At 65.7% G+C, this 15124-nt stretch carries 13 protein-coding genes and 2 tRNA genes; 5 read left to right on the forward strand and 10 right to left on the reverse strand.

Annotated features, from left to right (window positions below; translation table 11 throughout):
• Positions 1-20 precede the first annotated feature (20 nt).
• Genes tssL through tagF form a run of 3 tightly spaced genes read left to right on the forward strand, consistent with a single transcriptional unit; the run spans position 21 to position 5448 of the window.
• Positions 21-1373: a type VI secretion system protein TssL, long form gene (gene tssL, locus AB4Y43_RS20350; protein WP_342947490.1), complete on the forward strand. Its 1353-nt coding sequence runs from the start codon at positions 21-23 to the stop codon at positions 1371-1373.
• Positions 1370-4891: a type VI secretion system membrane subunit TssM gene (gene tssM, locus AB4Y43_RS20355; RefSeq protein WP_368728625.1), complete on the forward strand. Its 3522-nt coding sequence runs from the start codon at positions 1370-1372 to the stop codon at positions 4889-4891. The genes tssL and tssM overlap by 4 nt, the downstream gene beginning before the upstream one ends.
• The gene (gene tagF / locus AB4Y43_RS20360; protein WP_368728626.1) at positions 4888-5448 is read left to right on the forward strand and encodes a type VI secretion system-associated protein TagF; all 561 of its coding nucleotides are present in this window, start codon (positions 4888-4890) and stop codon (positions 5446-5448) included. The genes tssM and tagF overlap by 4 nt, the downstream gene beginning before the upstream one ends.
• Here tagF and AB4Y43_RS20365 read toward each other — a convergent pair.
• From AB4Y43_RS20365 to AB4Y43_RS20390, 6 genes are all read right to left on the reverse strand, one after another.
• Positions 5445-6782, reverse strand: a complete 1338-nt coding sequence (locus tag AB4Y43_RS20365; protein WP_368728627.1) for a serine/threonine-protein kinase — start codon at positions 6780-6782, stop codon at positions 5445-5447. The genes tagF and AB4Y43_RS20365 overlap by 4 nt on opposite strands.
• 3 nt (positions 6783-6785) lie before the next feature.
• A complete protein-coding gene (locus AB4Y43_RS20370) occupies positions 6786-7679 on the reverse strand; it encodes a DUF3365 domain-containing protein (protein WP_368728628.1) in 894 nt (297 codons plus the stop codon).
• Between the two features lie 19 nt (positions 7680-7698).
• Positions 7699-8541 (reverse strand): hypothetical protein, encoded by an 843-nt coding sequence (locus AB4Y43_RS20375; protein WP_368728629.1) that lies wholly within the window; start codon positions 8539-8541, stop codon positions 7699-7701.
• A gap of 72 nt (positions 8542-8613) precedes the next feature.
• Positions 8614-9546, reverse strand: a complete 933-nt coding sequence (locus AB4Y43_RS20380; RefSeq protein ID WP_368728630.1) for an anti-sigma factor — start codon at positions 9544-9546, stop codon at positions 8614-8616.
• Entirely contained in the window at positions 9543-10088 is a 546-nt protein-coding gene (locus AB4Y43_RS20385; protein ID WP_069268879.1) for an RNA polymerase sigma factor, read from the reverse strand. Before AB4Y43_RS20385 ends, AB4Y43_RS20380 begins: the two co-directional genes overlap by 4 nt.
• A gap of 193 nt (positions 10089-10281) precedes the next feature.
• Positions 10282-11355: a catalase family peroxidase gene (locus AB4Y43_RS20390; protein ID WP_368728631.1), complete on the reverse strand. Its 1074-nt coding sequence runs from the start codon at positions 11353-11355 to the stop codon at positions 10282-10284.
• Between the two features lie 113 nt (positions 11356-11468).
• On the opposite strand from AB4Y43_RS20390, the gene AB4Y43_RS20395 reads away from it, so the two are divergent.
• A complete protein-coding gene (locus AB4Y43_RS20395; protein WP_083245653.1) occupies positions 11469-11708 on the forward strand; it encodes an ATP-binding protein in 240 nt (79 codons plus the stop codon).
• Between the two features lie 27 nt (positions 11709-11735).
• On the opposite strand, the gene AB4Y43_RS20400 is transcribed toward AB4Y43_RS20395, so the two are convergent.
• Together AB4Y43_RS20400 and AB4Y43_RS20405 are read right to left on the reverse strand one after the other, a co-directional pair.
• Positions 11736-11811 (reverse strand) — tRNA-Gly (locus AB4Y43_RS20400).
• 5 nt (positions 11812-11816) lie between these two features.
• Positions 11817-11892, reverse strand: a tRNA-Asn gene (locus AB4Y43_RS20405).
• A gap of 185 nt (positions 11893-12077) precedes the next feature.
• Here AB4Y43_RS20405 and AB4Y43_RS20410 point away from each other — a divergent pair.
• Positions 12078-12767 carry a pyridoxamine 5'-phosphate oxidase family protein gene (locus AB4Y43_RS20410; RefSeq protein WP_368728632.1) on the forward strand — a complete coding sequence of 230 codons (690 nt, stop codon included), beginning with the start codon at positions 12078-12080 and terminating at the stop codon, positions 12765-12767.
• 16 nt (positions 12768-12783) lie between these two features.
• On the opposite strand, the gene AB4Y43_RS20415 is transcribed toward AB4Y43_RS20410, so the two are convergent.
• Positions 12784-13995, reverse strand: coding sequence for a GNAT family N-acetyltransferase (locus AB4Y43_RS20415; RefSeq protein ID WP_368728633.1), 1212 nt, complete (start codon positions 13993-13995; stop codon positions 12784-12786).
• Between the two features lie 375 nt (positions 13996-14370).
• On the reverse strand, positions 14371-15030 hold the full coding sequence (locus AB4Y43_RS20420) for a hypothetical protein (protein WP_368728634.1): 660 nt from the start codon (positions 15028-15030) through the stop codon (positions 14371-14373).
• Between the last annotated feature and the right edge of the window lie 94 nt (positions 15031-15124).

Raw genomic sequence — 15124 nt, forward strand, 5'->3', positions numbered from 1 at the left:
TGCGTGGAGGACCTCTTTCCATGACCGATAGCACAAACGCGCCGCTCGACGACGCGGACTATCTCGACGCGGCGCGCACGATCCGCATGCCGATGCCGGGGCGCAAGCGCGAACGCACAGGCGGCGCCCAAGCGCAGGCCACGCCGCAGCCCAAGCCGCAAGCCGCCGAGCCGGCACTCACGCCGCTCGATGCCTCGGCCGCCGGGCGCAACCCGCTGCTGCGGGCGGCCAATGCGCTGCTGGAACTCGCGCTCCCGCTGCGCCGCCTGCCGAGCCATCCGGATCTCGACGCGCTGCGCGCGCAACTGATCCAGATGGTGCGCCGCTTCGAGGCCGACGGCCGAGCGTTCGGCGTGCCCGACACGCAGCTCGGCCCGGCGCGCTATTGCCTGTGCACCTTCATCGACGAGGCTATTGCGGCGACGCCATGGGGCGCAGGGGTCTGGGGCCGCAGGAGCCTGCTCGTGACGTTTCACAACGAGGCCTCCGGCGGCGAGCGGCTTTTCGTCATGTTGCAGCGGCTCGCGCAAACCCCCGCTGCCGATATTGACCTGCTCGAACTGATCTATGTGATGCTCGCGCTTGGCTTCGACGGGCGCTACCGGCTCATGGAAGGCGGCAAGCGGCAGCTCGACGAGATTCGCGAACGCCTTGAACAGATGATCCGCGCGCAACGCGGCCCGGTCGAGCGCGCGCTGTCGCCGCACTGGCAACCCGCGGAGCACGCGCGCGAACGCACGCTGGGTTTCGTGCCGCTGTGGGTCGCGCTGGCGCTGGCGGCCCTCGTGTTGATGGCGACGAGCCTCGTGCTCGGGCTGCGCATCAACGCGTTCTCCGACCCGGTGTTCGAGGCGATGCGCGGCATTCGCGTGGCGCCTGCGCCCGTACTCGCGGCAAAGATGCAGGCCGCGCCGAAATTCGGCTCGGCGCTCGATGGCTTTCTCGCGCCGGAGATCGCGCAAGGGTTGGTCACGGTGGGCGAATCGGGGGACCGCACAACCGTGACCATCAACAACAGCGCCGAAGGCACGCAAATCTTCGCATCCGGGAGTGCCGAACTCGACCCGCATTTTGTGCCGCTCGTGCAGCGCATCGGCGAGGCGCTGGCGGACAAGCCGGGCAATGTCGTCGTGATCGGGCACACGGACGATCAGCGCATCGTGTCGGCGCGCTTTCCCTCGAACGTCGCACTCTCGCAGGCGCGCGCGGAGACGGTGCGCGCGATTCTCGCCGCGCATCTCGCGGACCCTGCGCGCGTGAGCGCCGAAGGCCGCGGCGATACCGAGCCGGTCGCATCGAACGATACCGCGACGGGCCGCGCGCGCAACCGCCGCGTGACGATCGCCATTCTTGCCCCGGGAGCCGCGCCATGAAGTGGATCCAGGGGTTCAAAAGGCCCGCTGTCGTCACGTTTGCGGGTGTACTCGCGCTTTGTGCGCTGGTCTGGTTCGAAGGGCCGCTCGTGGCGTTCAACGGCACAGCGCCGTTCGAGAGCAGCGCCAGGCGCTGGAGCGTGATTGCGCTCATCCTCGCGTGCTGGGCGCTATATTGGGGCGTCCGGTTTGCAAAAACACGCATCGCCAGTTCGACGTTCGTGCAGAGCCTCGTTGCCGATGCGCTCGACCCCGCGAAACACGCACCGGACCCCGCGCGCAAGGCCGCCGACGCCGACGTCGCGGCATTGCGCACGCGCTTCGAAGCGGCGCTGAAGACACTGCGCGAGTCGCGCGCACCAGCAGGCGGTGCGCGCGGCATACGGCGCATGTTCGCGTGGCTCGCACCCCGCCGCGAATCGCTCTACGACTTGCCGTGGTATCTCTTCGTCGGCGCGCCGGGCGCGGGCAAGACGACCGCACTCGCGCATTCGGGGCTGCGCTTCCCGCTCGCGGACCGGCTCGGCGCGCAGGCGGTGGGCGGCGTGGGCGGCACACGCAACTGCGACTGGTGGTTCACGGACCACGCCGTGCTGCTCGACACTGCCGGCCGCTTCACCACGCAGGACAGCCACGAGCAGGCCGATCGCGGCGCATGGCTCGGCTTTCTCGGGCTGCTGCGCAAGTACCGGCCGCGCCGTCCGCTCGACGGCGTGATGGCCGTGGTTTCGGCCGCCGATCTGCTGCAACAGTCGGACGCCGAGCGCACCACCTATGCCGCCGCAATCCGCGAGCGCCTTTCCGAACTGAACCAGCAACTCGGTGTGCATCTGCCGGTGTATGTCGTCGTGACGAAAACCGACATGCTTGCAGGCTTCTCCGAGTATTTCGACGACTTCGGGCGCGACGAGCGCGAGCAGGTGTGGGGTATGACGTTTCCGCTCGCATCGGAGGAGGCGGGCGAAGGCAGTGCGCCGCTCGCGCGGTTCTCCGAAGAGTTCGGCTTGCTGCACGCGCAACTGCAAGGCCGCGTGCTGCAACGCATGCAGCAGGAAACCGACCCGCGGCGGCGCGCGCTGATCTATGCCTTCCCGCAGCAGTTCGCGGGCATCGAGCGCGCGTTGCGGCGGTTTCTCGAAGAGGCATTCGGCGAGTCTCGTTTCGCACGCGCGCCGTCGCTGCGCGGCGTGTACTTCACGAGCGGCACGCAGAGCGGACGTCCACTCGACCGCATGATGAGCGCGATGGCCGCATCGCTCGGCTTGAGCCGCGAGGTCGTGATGGCGGACGCCTCGAGCGGCCGCGCGTATTTCGTCAAGCGGCTGCTGCGCGACGTGATCTTCGCCGAACAGGGCATCGCGGGGAGCGACCCGCGCGCGGTGCGGCGGCGCACGCGCTTTCAGCAGGCCGCAATCGCAGGCATCGCCGTGTTGCTGGCGGCTGGACTGATCGTCCTGATCGCGAGCGATCGCGCAAATCGCCGCTTCGTCGATGAAAGCCGTCAGCAGATCGCGGCGCTCGCCGAGCTTGCGAAGAAAACCAGTGCGGGCGACAGTCCGCTTGCGGTCCTGCCGCTGCTCGACGCCGCGCGCGATTTGCCCGGCGGCGAAGCGGAGCGTGCTTCGCGTGACACGCCGTGGTGGGCGGGCCTGGGTCTCGATCAGCGCCAGAAGCTCGGCCTGGAAGCGCAGCGCCTGTATCAGCGCCTGCTGCGGCAGACCTTGCTGCCGATCGTCGTGCAACGCATGGAGGACGAGCTTCGCCGCGGCAACACGGAAGACCCGGCCACGCTCTATGAAGCCCTGCGTGCGTACCTGATGCTGGGCGACCCGACGCATTTCGACCCGGACGCGCTGCAGGTCTGGGCGCTGCGTACCTGGCGAACGGGTTCGATGAAAGACGCGAGCGACGCGCAGCGCGCGGACATCGAGCAGCATTTGCAGGCGCTGTTCCGGCGTGGCGAGTTCGATTCGAACTTGCCGCTCGATCAGAACCTCATCGCGCAGGCGCGCGCCGTGCTCAATCGCGTGCCGCTCGCGCAGCGCCTGAACGGCCGTATCGATCAGCAACTCGCGCAGCTGCGCCTGCCGGATTTCACCGTGGCGAAAGCGGCGGGGCCGAGCGGGCAGATCGTGTTCGTGAGACGGAGCGGCGCGCCGCTCACGCAAGGCATAGAGGGCGCCTATACGCGTGCGGGCTTCGACGCGTTCGTGCGCGTGCGCGAAGAGGCGCTCGCCAATCTGTCGAAGGACGACTGGGTGCTCGGCGCGGGCCAGACGCATACGGATGCGCAAAGCACGGAGGCATTGCGCGCGGCGCTCACGCGGCTCTACAGCGAGGAGGCGATCCGCCAGTGGGACGCGTTGCTCGCCGATATCGCCGTCGTGCCGTTCAGCGCGCCGGATCAGGGCGCGCGCGTCGCGAACCTGCTCGGCTCGGCGACTTCGCCGTTGCGCGCGCTGATTCAGGCCGTCGCGCGTGAAACGACCTTCACGCCGCCGGCTGCCGCGCCCGGCAAGCTCGACGCGCTCGAAAAGCGCATCGGCGCGGGAGCGGAGCAGCCTGCCGCGCCGACACCCGTCGATACGCATTTTCAGGCGCTGCACGATCTAGCCGGCGCGGCGCTGGACGAATACATCAACGCGCTCAAGGACGCCGCAGCGACCCTGCAGGCGGAAGACACGGCGCGCAGGCAGTCGCTGCCGCCGCCCGCCACGGGCCCGCTCGACCGCCTGAAGCTGCTCTCGCAGAACGCGCCCGCGCCGCTCGCGGCGGTGCTGCAAGGCGTAGCGGGCGACGCCGATACCGTGCAGATCCAGGGCCAGCGCGCGCAATTGCAAACGCTTTGGGCCACGACCGTCGCGCCCGCGTGCAAGCAGGCGCTCGACGGCCGTTACCCGCTCGTGAGGACTTCGACGCGCGACGCCGCGCCCGACGACTTCGCGCGCGTGCTGGCGCCCGGCGGCTTGATCGACGCGTTCTTCCAGAAGAATCTGCAGAATCGGGTGGATACGTCCGGCGCGGTGTGGAAGTGGCGGCCCGAAGCGAAAGCCCTCGGCATGTCCGACGACGTGCCGGTGGCGTTCCAGCGTGCGGCGACGTTGCGGGATGCTTTGTTTCGCGACGGCGGCCGCGACGTGTCCGTGCATTTCTCGGCGAAGGTGGTTTCGCTCGATCCTTCGCTGAAGCGCTTCGTGCTCGATATCGACGGCACCCAACTGAGCGCGACGAGCGATGCGCCCAACGCCACCGCCGCCTTCCAGTGGCCGAGCGGGAAGGGCACGGGGCAGGCGCATGTCGAACTCGATCCCGCGACGACGACGCCGCCTCGCGCGGACGGACCCTGGGCGCTGTTCCATCTGCTCGACACCGCGCGTATCGAGCAGGCCGGACAGGCCGATCATTTCAATGCGACGTTCGACGACGGCAAGGTCAAGCTCGCGCTCGTTGCCGGCAGCGTGGAGAATCCGTTGCGCGCGGGCATGCTCACTGGCTTTCGTTGCCCGGCCTCGCTATGAACGCAGCATCTCGAATCGACGCCGGTTTTTACGGCAAGGTCCGCACGCATGGCGATTTCGTCGGACGCGGCCTTTCCGCGGCTTTCGTCGGCCGTTGGGACGCGTGGTTGCAACGCGGTCTGCTGGCCGCGCGCGAACGCCATGCCGGAGGCTGGCTCGAGCGCTATCTGGAGATGCCCGTGTGGCGCTTTTCGGCTCCGCCCTCCGTGATCGACGACTGCGCGTGCACCGGCGTCCTCATGCCAGGCATCGACGCCGTGGGGCGCTATTTTCCATTCGTGATCGCGCGGCAAATCGAAGGCGCAGCGCGTGCCGTCGATTCGCGCTGGCACGTCGAGGCATGTGCGCTTGCCCTCTCGACGCTGGCGCCTTCGTTTTCGCTCACGGCGTTCGAGTCGAAACTTGCTACGCTGCACGAGCAGCCAGTCGCACTGGCATCGTGCGAGGGCGCCAGCATGTGGTGGACTCAGGAAGACAGTGCGATGCATCGGCGCGAGGGTGCGCTCGATCCGAGCTTGTTCCTGGACCTGCTCGAAGCGTACGACATCGCACGCTAGTCGCTGTCCACATCCCATTCGCGGCGCAGCGTTTCGCGGTGCGGCTCCGGCACCGCGTCGAGCAGTTGCGTGTGGAAAGTGCGCAGATCGGTGGCGCGATCGGCGGCGCGGCGCGCCACGATACGGGCGATGGGGCCCAGCAGCGTCGAGAGGCGCGAGGCGGCTTCGTTCACGCTTTCGGCGCTGACTGTCTGCGGGCCGATCGTACGCGGTGCGCCCCCGCCTACCGGAATCAATAGCGAATCGAAGTCGCGTCGCGCATCGTCGTTGGGCAAGTGGGCGCTCAGGCGTTCGCGCAGCGTATCGATGTTCGTCGCCCCTACGCACGCTCGCCGTACCAGCAACGACGCCACGGGCCCGACATGGCTCGCCAGGCGCTTCTCCAGATGCGCGACGAGTTCGGGGTCGAGCTGGGTCTGCGTTGGCGGCGTGGGGAGTGGCGCGTCGATGGCCGCCTGCACAAGCACGGTTCGTTCGGCATCCTCATGGACATCGGCAGCGAGTGCCGCGAGCAGCGTATCGCGCCAATCGCGCGCGCTGGCGTGGCGCATCCGGGGGCGCTTTTCCATGCCCTTCATCACCAGGGCGTCTATATACGCAGGCAGGCCGGGCACGAGCGCCGAAGGGGGAGGCGGCATCTCGTTGAGAATCTTGCGCATCACAGCGCCCGCCGTTCCCGTGAACGGGCACACGCCGGTGAGCATTTCGTAGAGCACGACTGCCGCGCTAAAGAGATCGGAGCGTGCGTCGACAGCGTCGCCGGTGAACTGCTCCGGCGACATATAGCTCGGCGTGCCGAGCAGCGTGCCGGTTTGCGTGAGCTTGGACGTGTCGAGCTGCGCGATGCCGAAGTCCGCGACCTTGCATTCGCCGCGTGGCGAGATCAGCAGATTGGCGGGCTTGACGTCGCGGTGAACGATGCCTGCGCCGTGCGCGTAGTCGAGTGCGTCGAGCAACTGCGCGAACCAGCGCAGGGCGGCCAGCGGATTCATCTGCGTGCCCGCGCGCGCGTGCTGCGCGAGATGCGCAGCGAGGGTTTCGCCGCGCACATATTCCATCGTGATGAAGGCGGTGTCGCCCGTTTCGCCATAGTCGTACACCGCAACGATGTGCGGATGGGCGAGACGTCCCGCGGCGCGCGCTTCGTTCAGAAAGCGCGCGGTGAGTTCGTGATCCGCTTCGCCGCCCGCAGGCCGCTGAATAGTCTTGAGCGCCACCTTGCGCTCGATGCGCGGGTCGAACGCCAGATACACCACGCCCATTGCGCCGCGCCCGAGTACGCGCTCGATCACATAGCGGTCGAAGGTCGCGGGGATGTCGGCGGAGTGGGACATCGCTTACGTCTGCTCTTCGTCGAGAATGCGGAACGCTTCGATGAGGCTGGTCTGCATGCGTCCGAAGGACACCGCAAGCGAGGCGATTTCGTCCGATCCGCCCGTTGGCAGCGCGGTCGCGTCGAGCTTGCCGAGGCTCATTTCGTCGGCGGCGCGTGACAGCGCACGAATGGGACGCGTGATCAGCACGTGCATCATCACGTTCATGACGATCAGCACGACCGCAAACACGGCGGTGAGCGAAAGCATGAACGTGCGCCAGACGGCCCGCCCGCGCGCAATGGGCTGCGCCATCGGCACGGACACGAACTCCGCGCCGATCACCTCGTTCATGGTCCAGCCGAAGCCGTTCGAGGTGCCGTACTTCTCGATCATCGTCGCGGGCGCGGCGTTCGGCGTGCTATGGCACTGCATGCAGGCAGTGTCGGTAATGCTGCTGGGCCGCGCGAGGAAGAACGAACGGCCGCCTGGCGCGTCGCGCTGGCCGGTCAGTTCCTTGAGTTCCGGATGATCGTGCAGATGCCGGATGACGTCGGTCTCCCAGTCGGTCGGGCGGTCGCGCGGATTGGTCGGGTTGAGCATCGTGGCGTTGTACGAGAAGTTCGGGAAGTCCTTTCCCAGCAGCTTGAGCATCTCGATGGCCGAAAACGCGGGGATCGATTCGGGCACGAAGCTGTACTTGATTTGCGTGGCGAGCAACGGCGTGACGTGCGCCGCGGTGTAGCTCTGCATCGACGATGCGGCGCTCGCGAGGATGTTGGCGTCGTGCGCGGTTTCTTCGAGCGCCTGCCTTTGCAGCAGTCGGTCGGAGACCACGCCGATGACCACCAGCGCGATCGCGTAGATGATCAGGAATACCAGGTTGAATTTGACGCTGAGCGAGAGTCCGGGCTTCATGGCAGTGAAGGATCGAGCCTTAGGGATAGCGCACGTTGTGAACGCCCGGGCCCGGGCGCGCTGGCGGATAGAGCAGGGCGCGCCAGTCGGGCAGGGTATTCAGATGCGCTTGAACATCGTGGCGAAATGCACGATCGGTCAGACGCGAGCGAAAGCGTGCGGGAAAGCTCTTGCGCGCGGGCAGCTTGCTGTCCAGCCACGGCGCGACGTCGTCGTAAGTCGCGGCGTGCGAGGGCGGCGCAATGTGTGCGGGCCTGGCGACGGCGAGCGGCTGCAAGGCGTCGCGAAACGCGACTGGCATGCTCGTGACGAAAATGTCGGTGGGGCGCGCCGATATTTGCACACGGCCCGTGCTGTCGATGCTCGCGAAACGGCCGTTTGGTAGCGACGTGGGCGGCTTAGCCGCTAAGGTCTGCGTGCCGGTTTCGCTGAATACGCTGACCGTTTCCGTGTTATCGGGCGCTGCGATGATCGCCGCCGCGCTCGCTCCAATATCGAGCGATCCGGCTTCCGTGTCCACGCGCACCTGGGCACAAGGCGCGCTTGCGCACGCGGCAGCCGCGATCTTCAGCCAGCCGCTGAGCAAGGCGACATGTCCGTCGGCCATGAGCATCGCGCGAGTTCGCGGACCGAGCGCGACGAGCGTGCCGTGCTCGTCCTGCAGATGCGCAACGCCATCACGCGATTCGAGTAGATCGCCGTCGCGCAAGGTGTCGCCCGCCGCTGCCGAAGTCACGCTCGCGCCGCGCACGACGCCGATGGGTGCATCGCTGCTCGCGAGCCGCCAGGCGGCGTGCGCAGGCGATGCAAGCGCCGCCGCGATGACGATGCCCGCTGCCCAGAGGTGCAATCGATGAATCATGCCGAGCCATTGATCGAGGGTTCCTCAACACAACAGCCCGGCGGCGAAATTATTCCGCGCCGGCCTTGGCGCTTATCCGTTATGCGGCGGTACGGCTTCCTGCGCCTGGCTGAATAGCGCGGCCGTATCGAGGTTGGAGATGCGCTTGCCGAGCGCGGCGAGATCGACATCGCCCGGCTGGCCTATGAGCGCGTAAGTCAGCTCGTTCTGCCGCCATGTGGTGACGCCCATCGAATCGACGGTGCGCGAGGCGACCGCTTCGTCCGGGCGCGCGTCCTTCATCACGCACAACGCGATGGGCGGCCCGCTGCGCGGCAGATAAACGATCTGCACGAGCGGCTTGTCGTGAAAGCGCAGGCGCTGCACCGACTTGAAGGTGAGCCCTGCGCTGCTCAGGTCGGGCACGCGCAGCGCGAGACGGTCGTCGCGGCGGATGTCGTCGACGACCCTGGCGGCGAGCGCCGGATCGTCCTGCCGGTAGGCGACGGTCTCCCGCGTATAGAGCTTCTGGTAGCCGACCGCCGCCTTCACCCACGGCGACAGGTCCGATGCGCTCGCGAGTTGCGAGGCGCCGGAGCCCTGGCCCGCAGGCCCGAACAGCGCATCGAAGCGCACGAACTGGCCGGCCAGGAACGCGCCCGCCGCGCAGGCCGCCGCGAGCCAGACCGGCACGCGGCGCAGGCGCGATCTCACGGGCGCGGGGGGGTGTTGTTCCGCGGCTGGTATCGCCGCGTCGTTTGCGCTCGAAGACGGTTGCGCGGGTTGCCCGGTTTGTGCGGTTTGTGCGCGCACCCTATCCTCGATGGCAATGCGCAGCGATTCGGGCACGGGCGGCAGCGTTTGCTGAGCGAAGGCGCCGGCGAAATCGACCTGCGAGGTGCGCAGCAGCGTAACCTTCTTGCGCGCCTCGGCGGACTCGCGCAACTGCGCTTCGATCGCGGCGCGCTCGTCCGGCGACAGGCGGCCGTCCACATAGGCGAGTAACTGTGCGTCGTCGGCAATCATGCGAGTGAGTCCTTCTGCTGCGGGGCGGGCGGCGCCTTGGGCGCTGCACCGCTGAACATGGCGCCGACCGATTGCCGCGCTCGCGAGAGCCGGCTCATCACGGTGCCGATGGGTACCTTGAGCACGTCGGCGGCCTGCTGGTACGTCATGCCTTCGACCGCGACGAGCAGCATCACCACACGCTGGGCTTCGGGCAGGCGCTCGACTGCCTCGATAATCTGGCTGTGCATGAGTTGCGTTTCGGGGCCATTATCGACGGGATCGGGGAGATTTTCGAGGAAATCGTCGTCCCATTCGAAGCTCGCGCGCTTGCGCACGCTGCGGGCTCGAAGTTCGTTGATCCATGTGGAATGCATGATGGAGTACATCCAGCTCAGGGGAGCCGTGTCGGGTCGAAGCTGATGAGCGCGTTCGAGCCCGCGCAGGCAGGCGCGTTGCACGAGGTCTTCGGCGTCGTGCTGGTCCCCGGACAGGCGCAGCGCAAACGCCCACAGCCGCGGAATCATGGCGGGTAGCATGCCCGGTAAGTCTGTACCGCTCATCGAAGGGTTTTCTCCACGATCCCCGTTCAATCCGGACTGGCGTGCGCTGCGGTCGTGTGCGACCGTCTGGTCAAGGGCGCGCGGCTCGGGCCATTTTGGTGAACTAGAAACGAAACACCTGGCCGTTGGACTTTATTCCATGCTTTCGTTTGGGTTGCGTTTGGGTTGCGTTTGGGTTGCGTTTGCGCCGCCTTCAGCGGGCTTTCACGCGGGCGTGCGCTTCTTCGCTCGTGCGGCGGTCGAACGACACCGCGTAAGCGGCCGCGCGCGCGGCGAGCAGCGGGTCGTCCGAGGGCGCAATGCCCAACGGCAGCACCGTTGGGTCGAAATTGATGTCGCGGCAGGGGCCGTCGATCTGCGACTGTGCATGCTCGATGACGATGGTACCCGCATCGACGCGGTGCTGCTCGCGTTCGGCGGGCCAGGTCCGGGTGGCATCGTCCACCGGGTCGCCCGCGCCCGCGGGCGTCAGCATGAGATGCCAGCGCACGGGAGCCGACTTCAATTGCACTTTCAGGTCGTGCGCGAGAAAGTCGGGGTCTCTCGCATTCGAGTTCCGGGTGTCCAGCGCCGCGTAAGGCGTATCGGGCACGACACTCCAGCGCACGAATCGCATGTTGCCGCTTGCGTCAGTGAAGCGAAACGCATCGATGCTGTAATAGCTCGCGTTATAGAACGCGGAGGACGGCGCATGCGCGGCGAGCCAGTCGCGCAGTGCGTGAGTTTCGGGGTGGCTCGCAAAGAACGCGTCGAGTCTCGCGGGGTCGGGACGGCCTGTGAGCGTGTCGTGCTCCATTGCCTCTTGCAGTTCGTAAACCGCTTGCGGCGTGCGCACCGCGAATACGGGCGCGGAATTCATGCCGGTGCGCCATTGCTCGCCGTCGCGCATCGCGAAGCGCAGCGCAAAGCTGCGCACGGTCGTGTCCGCGTCGTCTTCAGCAGGATTGCCGCCGGGCGCGGAGAAGCGGCCAATCAACGGCGTGCGTCCGCGCTCGAATACGCTCGCGCGAGAAAGCGCCGTGCCGTTGCCGTTGCTGTCGAAATAGCCGCTCACGCAGATGCCTTTCGCATGATTGCGGCGAAATCCGGGATGCTTGCCGGCTGTGCGTTCGAAGACGTCGATGAGCCGGTCAGGCGTGAGCGCGGCCTGAGCGCCGGGCCAGTGTATCCAGCCCGCGGTCCATGCGAACGCCGCGGCAAATGCCGCTAGCGTGAACGCAATGAATGCGTACCGGACAAGAAGTTGCGAAAGCGAAAGACGGGACATAAATCAGCGCAGGGGCCTCATACAGCCGCTGATGCATCGAAAGGCCCTCTATGAATCTCGTGCGTTGCCGTCGTGCGGCGAGGCCGTTATGGTAATCCGCTTGCGGCTATTCAGTGTGCACTGAACGACGAAGGTATTCCTATGTATCGGGTGCCACGAAGGTCGCGCACCATCTGTTCGACTCGCTCGCGACTACCAAAGACGCGGGCATGGGGATGGGACTGTCGATCTGCAAGTCGATTGTCGAGGCGCACGGCGGGCAGATCGAAGCGACTTCGCTGGAGGGGAAAGGGGCGTGCTTCCGGTTTTCGCTGCCTCGAGGCAGGGGCACGCGCGCTTGGACGCGGTGCTGATCGCAGGCGGATGGCCTGACTGGATGCTGGAGCGGGAGACGAGTCTCGAACTCGCGACCTCAACCTTGGCAAGGTTGCGCTCTACCAACTGAGCTACTCCCGCATGTCTGGCTCCCCGACCTGGGCTCGAACCAGGGACCTACGGATTAACAGTCCGGCGCTCTACCGACTGAGCTATCGGGGAATCAAGGAGGCCGGATTGTACAGGAGATTTTTTGATCCTGCAGCTTTTTACTGACAAATCTCGATGAGGTGTCTTGGGGAAGATTCGTGGCTCCACCGCACAAGGCAAGTCTGGATCTACCCATGGGGCCACGGCTTGTCTATCGTAGGCGGCATCTCAACCCGAACCATCGAGGAAGCCAAACGATGTCCCTTGCCGATGCCGTCAACGACCCTGCCGCCGACAGCGCAGCACCTTCGCAACGCACACGTGTGCGCCGGATCGCGCGGCGCGCGCACTATGATGCGGCGACGCTGCATGCGATTCTTGACGAAGCCTACGTCTGCCACGTCGCCTTCAGCGACGAGCACGGCGTGCATTGCATTCCCACCGCATGCTGGCGCGAAGGCGATCATCTCTATATTCACGGTTCGAACGGTAGCCGCATGCTGCGCCTGGCGGCCGAGGGCGCCGAGGTTTGCGTGACCGTCACGCATCTCGATGGACTCGTGCTCGCGCGCTCGGCGTTCAACCATTCGATGAACTATCGTTCCGCCGTGATTTACGGTGTGTTCGAGGTGGTGACGGAAGAGCACAAGGCTGCCGTGCTCGATGCCTTCATGGAGCACATCGCGCCGGGCCGCAGGCATGAAGTGCGAGCGGGCAATCGCAAGGAACTGGCAGCGACCACGGTCATGCGCATTGCGCTCGCGGAGTCCGTGACGAAGATCCGCACGGGCGGCCCGAAGGACGACGAGGATGACATGGATCGGCCGGTCTGGGCAGGTGTGCTGCCGTTGACGCTCGCACCGTTGCCGCCCGTAGCCGATACCGCAACGCCGGAGCGCGAGGCTCCGGCTTACGTCAAGGCCTGGTCGAACCGGCAGGACGGCTGACCACGGATTGCGGCGTTCAGCGCGCCGACGTGAGGGCGCGCAGCTTCGCGCGCAGCGGGTCGATGGCAAATTCGCGCGCTCTGCGCAATACGCGCCGAGCCTGCTCCGCGGCAAGAGGAAACTCAATGAGCCTGCCACGCCATGTGAGTACGACGAAATGCGATTCGTACCAGCTCTTATGATTCGACCAACGCTCCTTGTAGCTCGAGAAGTATGGGCGGAAGTCGAAATCACGGCCGTTCGCGAGCGCCCATCGCGCCATGCTGTCGACCAGCAGGTTGCCGACGGAGCGGGCGGCATAGGCCTCGTCATACGTCGTGATGAAATACTCCAGCCTGCGCGGCCCGGTCAGATTGACGGATGCCGCAATGGGAATGCCGTCCAGTTTGACGAACGAGACCAGTGGAGTCGTAACGAGATCGGTCCGCCCGGCGAGTTCGATGAAGAAGTCGCGCACGTCGTCGTTCATCAGATAAGGCGCGTCGAGGCCGCGAGATAGCACCCAGTTGCGCTTCGTCGCAAAGAGCCATGTGAGGACCGTTCGGGCGTCTTCGACGTCCTTGCACCAGCCATATTCCACCGCGCCGTCCTCCGAAAGCCGCCTTGCGAGACGTCGCAATGGGCGACGCAGCGAGTCGGGCCTCGTCGCGATGAAGGCGTCGAAGGTGGGGAATCGGGACAGCTCCATGGAGTACCCGGACAGCAGGCGCCAGCGTTCCGGAAGCGCGCGTAAGACCCACGACAGAGGCGCACGCGAGAGCGCCTCGTGAAGGGGGCCGTTGCATTCGACGAAGCGTATCTCCAGCACGTCGGCGTCGACGCTGCGCAACGCATCGACGGCGGCGTCATAGAAACGCTCGTCGCCTCGATCGGACACGAGCGGGCCGCCATATTCCTCGTTGCTTCCGCAGCCGAGTGCGCGCGCGATCCGGCATGCGCCTTCGCGCACAATGCACAACGGCCAGAGCGCGACGAGCGCGGCGCCGTCGTAGACGAGCGCGACATTGACCGCCGCGCCGCGCGCAAATGCCTTGGCGGCTGCAAGTTCGCAATAGGTAAACTCGAGTGTCGCCGGACACGTCGTGCAGACGGCCTCCCAGGAAGAGCGCAGTTTCAGGAAGTCCGCGTGGGTGTTGCATACGCGGATCTCGTGGCGAAGACTACCCGTGTTCGCGCGGGCGGTGACGTCGGGAAGGAAAGCAGTCTCGGTCGGTGAGTTTCGCATCATGTTGTCCCGGTAGTCCGATTCAGTGGAGCGCCAATCTCACATTTTCCTTATCGCTATGGACTCCGAACGAGAGATACGTATGATCATCGGAGGCATATCCATATGATCCATCGAAATAACTCGCGCAGCGCGGGAAAGTATTCCGATTGCTTGAAATTGGCGGCGGACGACTAATGCGTGGTGCAATCGCGGTAAGAGGAATGTGGAAGTGCGGTAAAACGCACCGCACCATCGCATGAATTCGCCTGGCCTTCGGCATGAGTTGCCGCTCGATTAGTCGGTTGAATGATCAACCAGGTGGAGATCCGACCGACGACGAACGCGGGCGACTACCGAGCCCGCAAGATTTGATTGTGGGTAGTCGCTCGGTCCCGGTCAGGCGATGGCGGACCAGAGCATGCTGGCGATTGCGACGAGGTAGAAGACAGCCGTGATGATTGCCGCCACGCGTAGCGGCCGGCCGACTGCCGAACTGCCGGTGATAATGACGAGGCTTATCCCGATGCCGATCAGGGCGAGCACGAAGAGTCGCGGCAGCAGGCTCCAGCCATCCAGCCCAACCTTGAAGATCGACCAGCCGAGGGCGGCAACGAACATGCCGAAATACCACCACAGTCCCGCCGAGCGGTTCCATAGCATGAGGATGCCAGCGCCGATCAGTGCAACGCCGGCGACGAAGTAATAAGGCGCGTGGCCCATCCAGGGTATCCACCCGCCCAGCACTGCGAAAGCCGCGCCGACGAGGATGATCCATTCTGCGGTCTCGGCAGGAGACGTCCAGCGGCGGTAAGACATAAAAGTCCCCCAAATCCAGACAAACCGGGCTTTGCAGCGAGCCTTGCTGAGGACCGAAACTGACTCATCGACCCGCCGATGAAAAAGCTCAATGCAAAGTCCCACGTTGATGCTAAGCAGCCGATGTACCCAGGTCAAGGGTGATAACCCCATTAAGTTGTAAGAACCTGAGAACCTATTCGCATTCAATTTTCGCGCGCGAAATAAATGCATGTCGGCGGCATTGGCGATAGTCGACATTACCGCATCGAATGGATTTTCCCGGCAAGAGTTGCAGTGCGAGGCCGCATGCAAGGAAGCATGCGTCAACATTACTTGCGGCAGGTGGTGCGGG

The sequence above is a fragment of the Paraburkholderia sp. BR10872 genome, from assembly GCF_040965835.1.
Lineage (GTDB): Bacteria > Pseudomonadota > Gammaproteobacteria > Burkholderiales > Burkholderiaceae > Paraburkholderia > Paraburkholderia nodosa_A.

Bases quoted from the DNA above. Each gene is read 5' to 3' on its own strand.
- AB4Y43_RS20370 (WP_368728628.1), bottom strand. From the start codon at position 7,679: ATGAAGCCCGGACTCTCGCTCAGCGTCAAATTCAACCTGGTATTCCTG.
- AB4Y43_RS20375 (WP_368728629.1), bottom strand. From the start codon at position 8,541: ATGATTCATCGATTGCACCTCTGGGCAGCGGGCATCGTCATCGCGGCG.
- AB4Y43_RS20390 (WP_368728631.1), bottom strand. From the start codon at position 11,355: ATGTCCCGTCTTTCGCTTTCGCAACTTCTTGTCCGGTACGCATTCATT.
- AB4Y43_RS20420 (WP_368728634.1), bottom strand. From the start codon at position 15,030: ATGTCGACTATCGCCAATGCCGCCGACATGCATTTATTTCGCGCGCGA.
- tagF (WP_368728626.1), top strand. From the start codon at position 4,888: ATGAACGCAGCATCTCGAATCGACGCCGGTTTTTACGGCAAGGTCCGC.
- AB4Y43_RS20365 (WP_368728627.1), bottom strand. From the start codon at position 6,782: ATGTCCCACTCCGCCGACATCCCCGCGACCTTCGACCGCTATGTGATC.
- AB4Y43_RS20380 (WP_368728630.1), bottom strand. From the start codon at position 9,546: ATGATTGCCGACGACGCACAGTTACTCGCCTATGTGGACGGCCGCCTG.
- tssM (WP_368728625.1), top strand. From the start codon at position 1,370: ATGAAGTGGATCCAGGGGTTCAAAAGGCCCGCTGTCGTCACGTTTGCG.
- AB4Y43_RS20415 (WP_368728633.1), bottom strand. From the start codon at position 13,995: ATGATGCGAAACTCACCGACCGAGACTGCTTTCCTTCCCGACGTCACC.
- tssL (WP_342947490.1), top strand. From the start codon at position 21: ATGACCGATAGCACAAACGCGCCGCTCGACGACGCGGACTATCTCGAC.
- AB4Y43_RS20385 (WP_069268879.1), bottom strand. From the start codon at position 10,088: ATGAGCGGTACAGACTTACCGGGCATGCTACCCGCCATGATTCCGCGG.
- AB4Y43_RS20410 (WP_368728632.1), top strand. From the start codon at position 12,078: ATGTCCCTTGCCGATGCCGTCAACGACCCTGCCGCCGACAGCGCAGCA.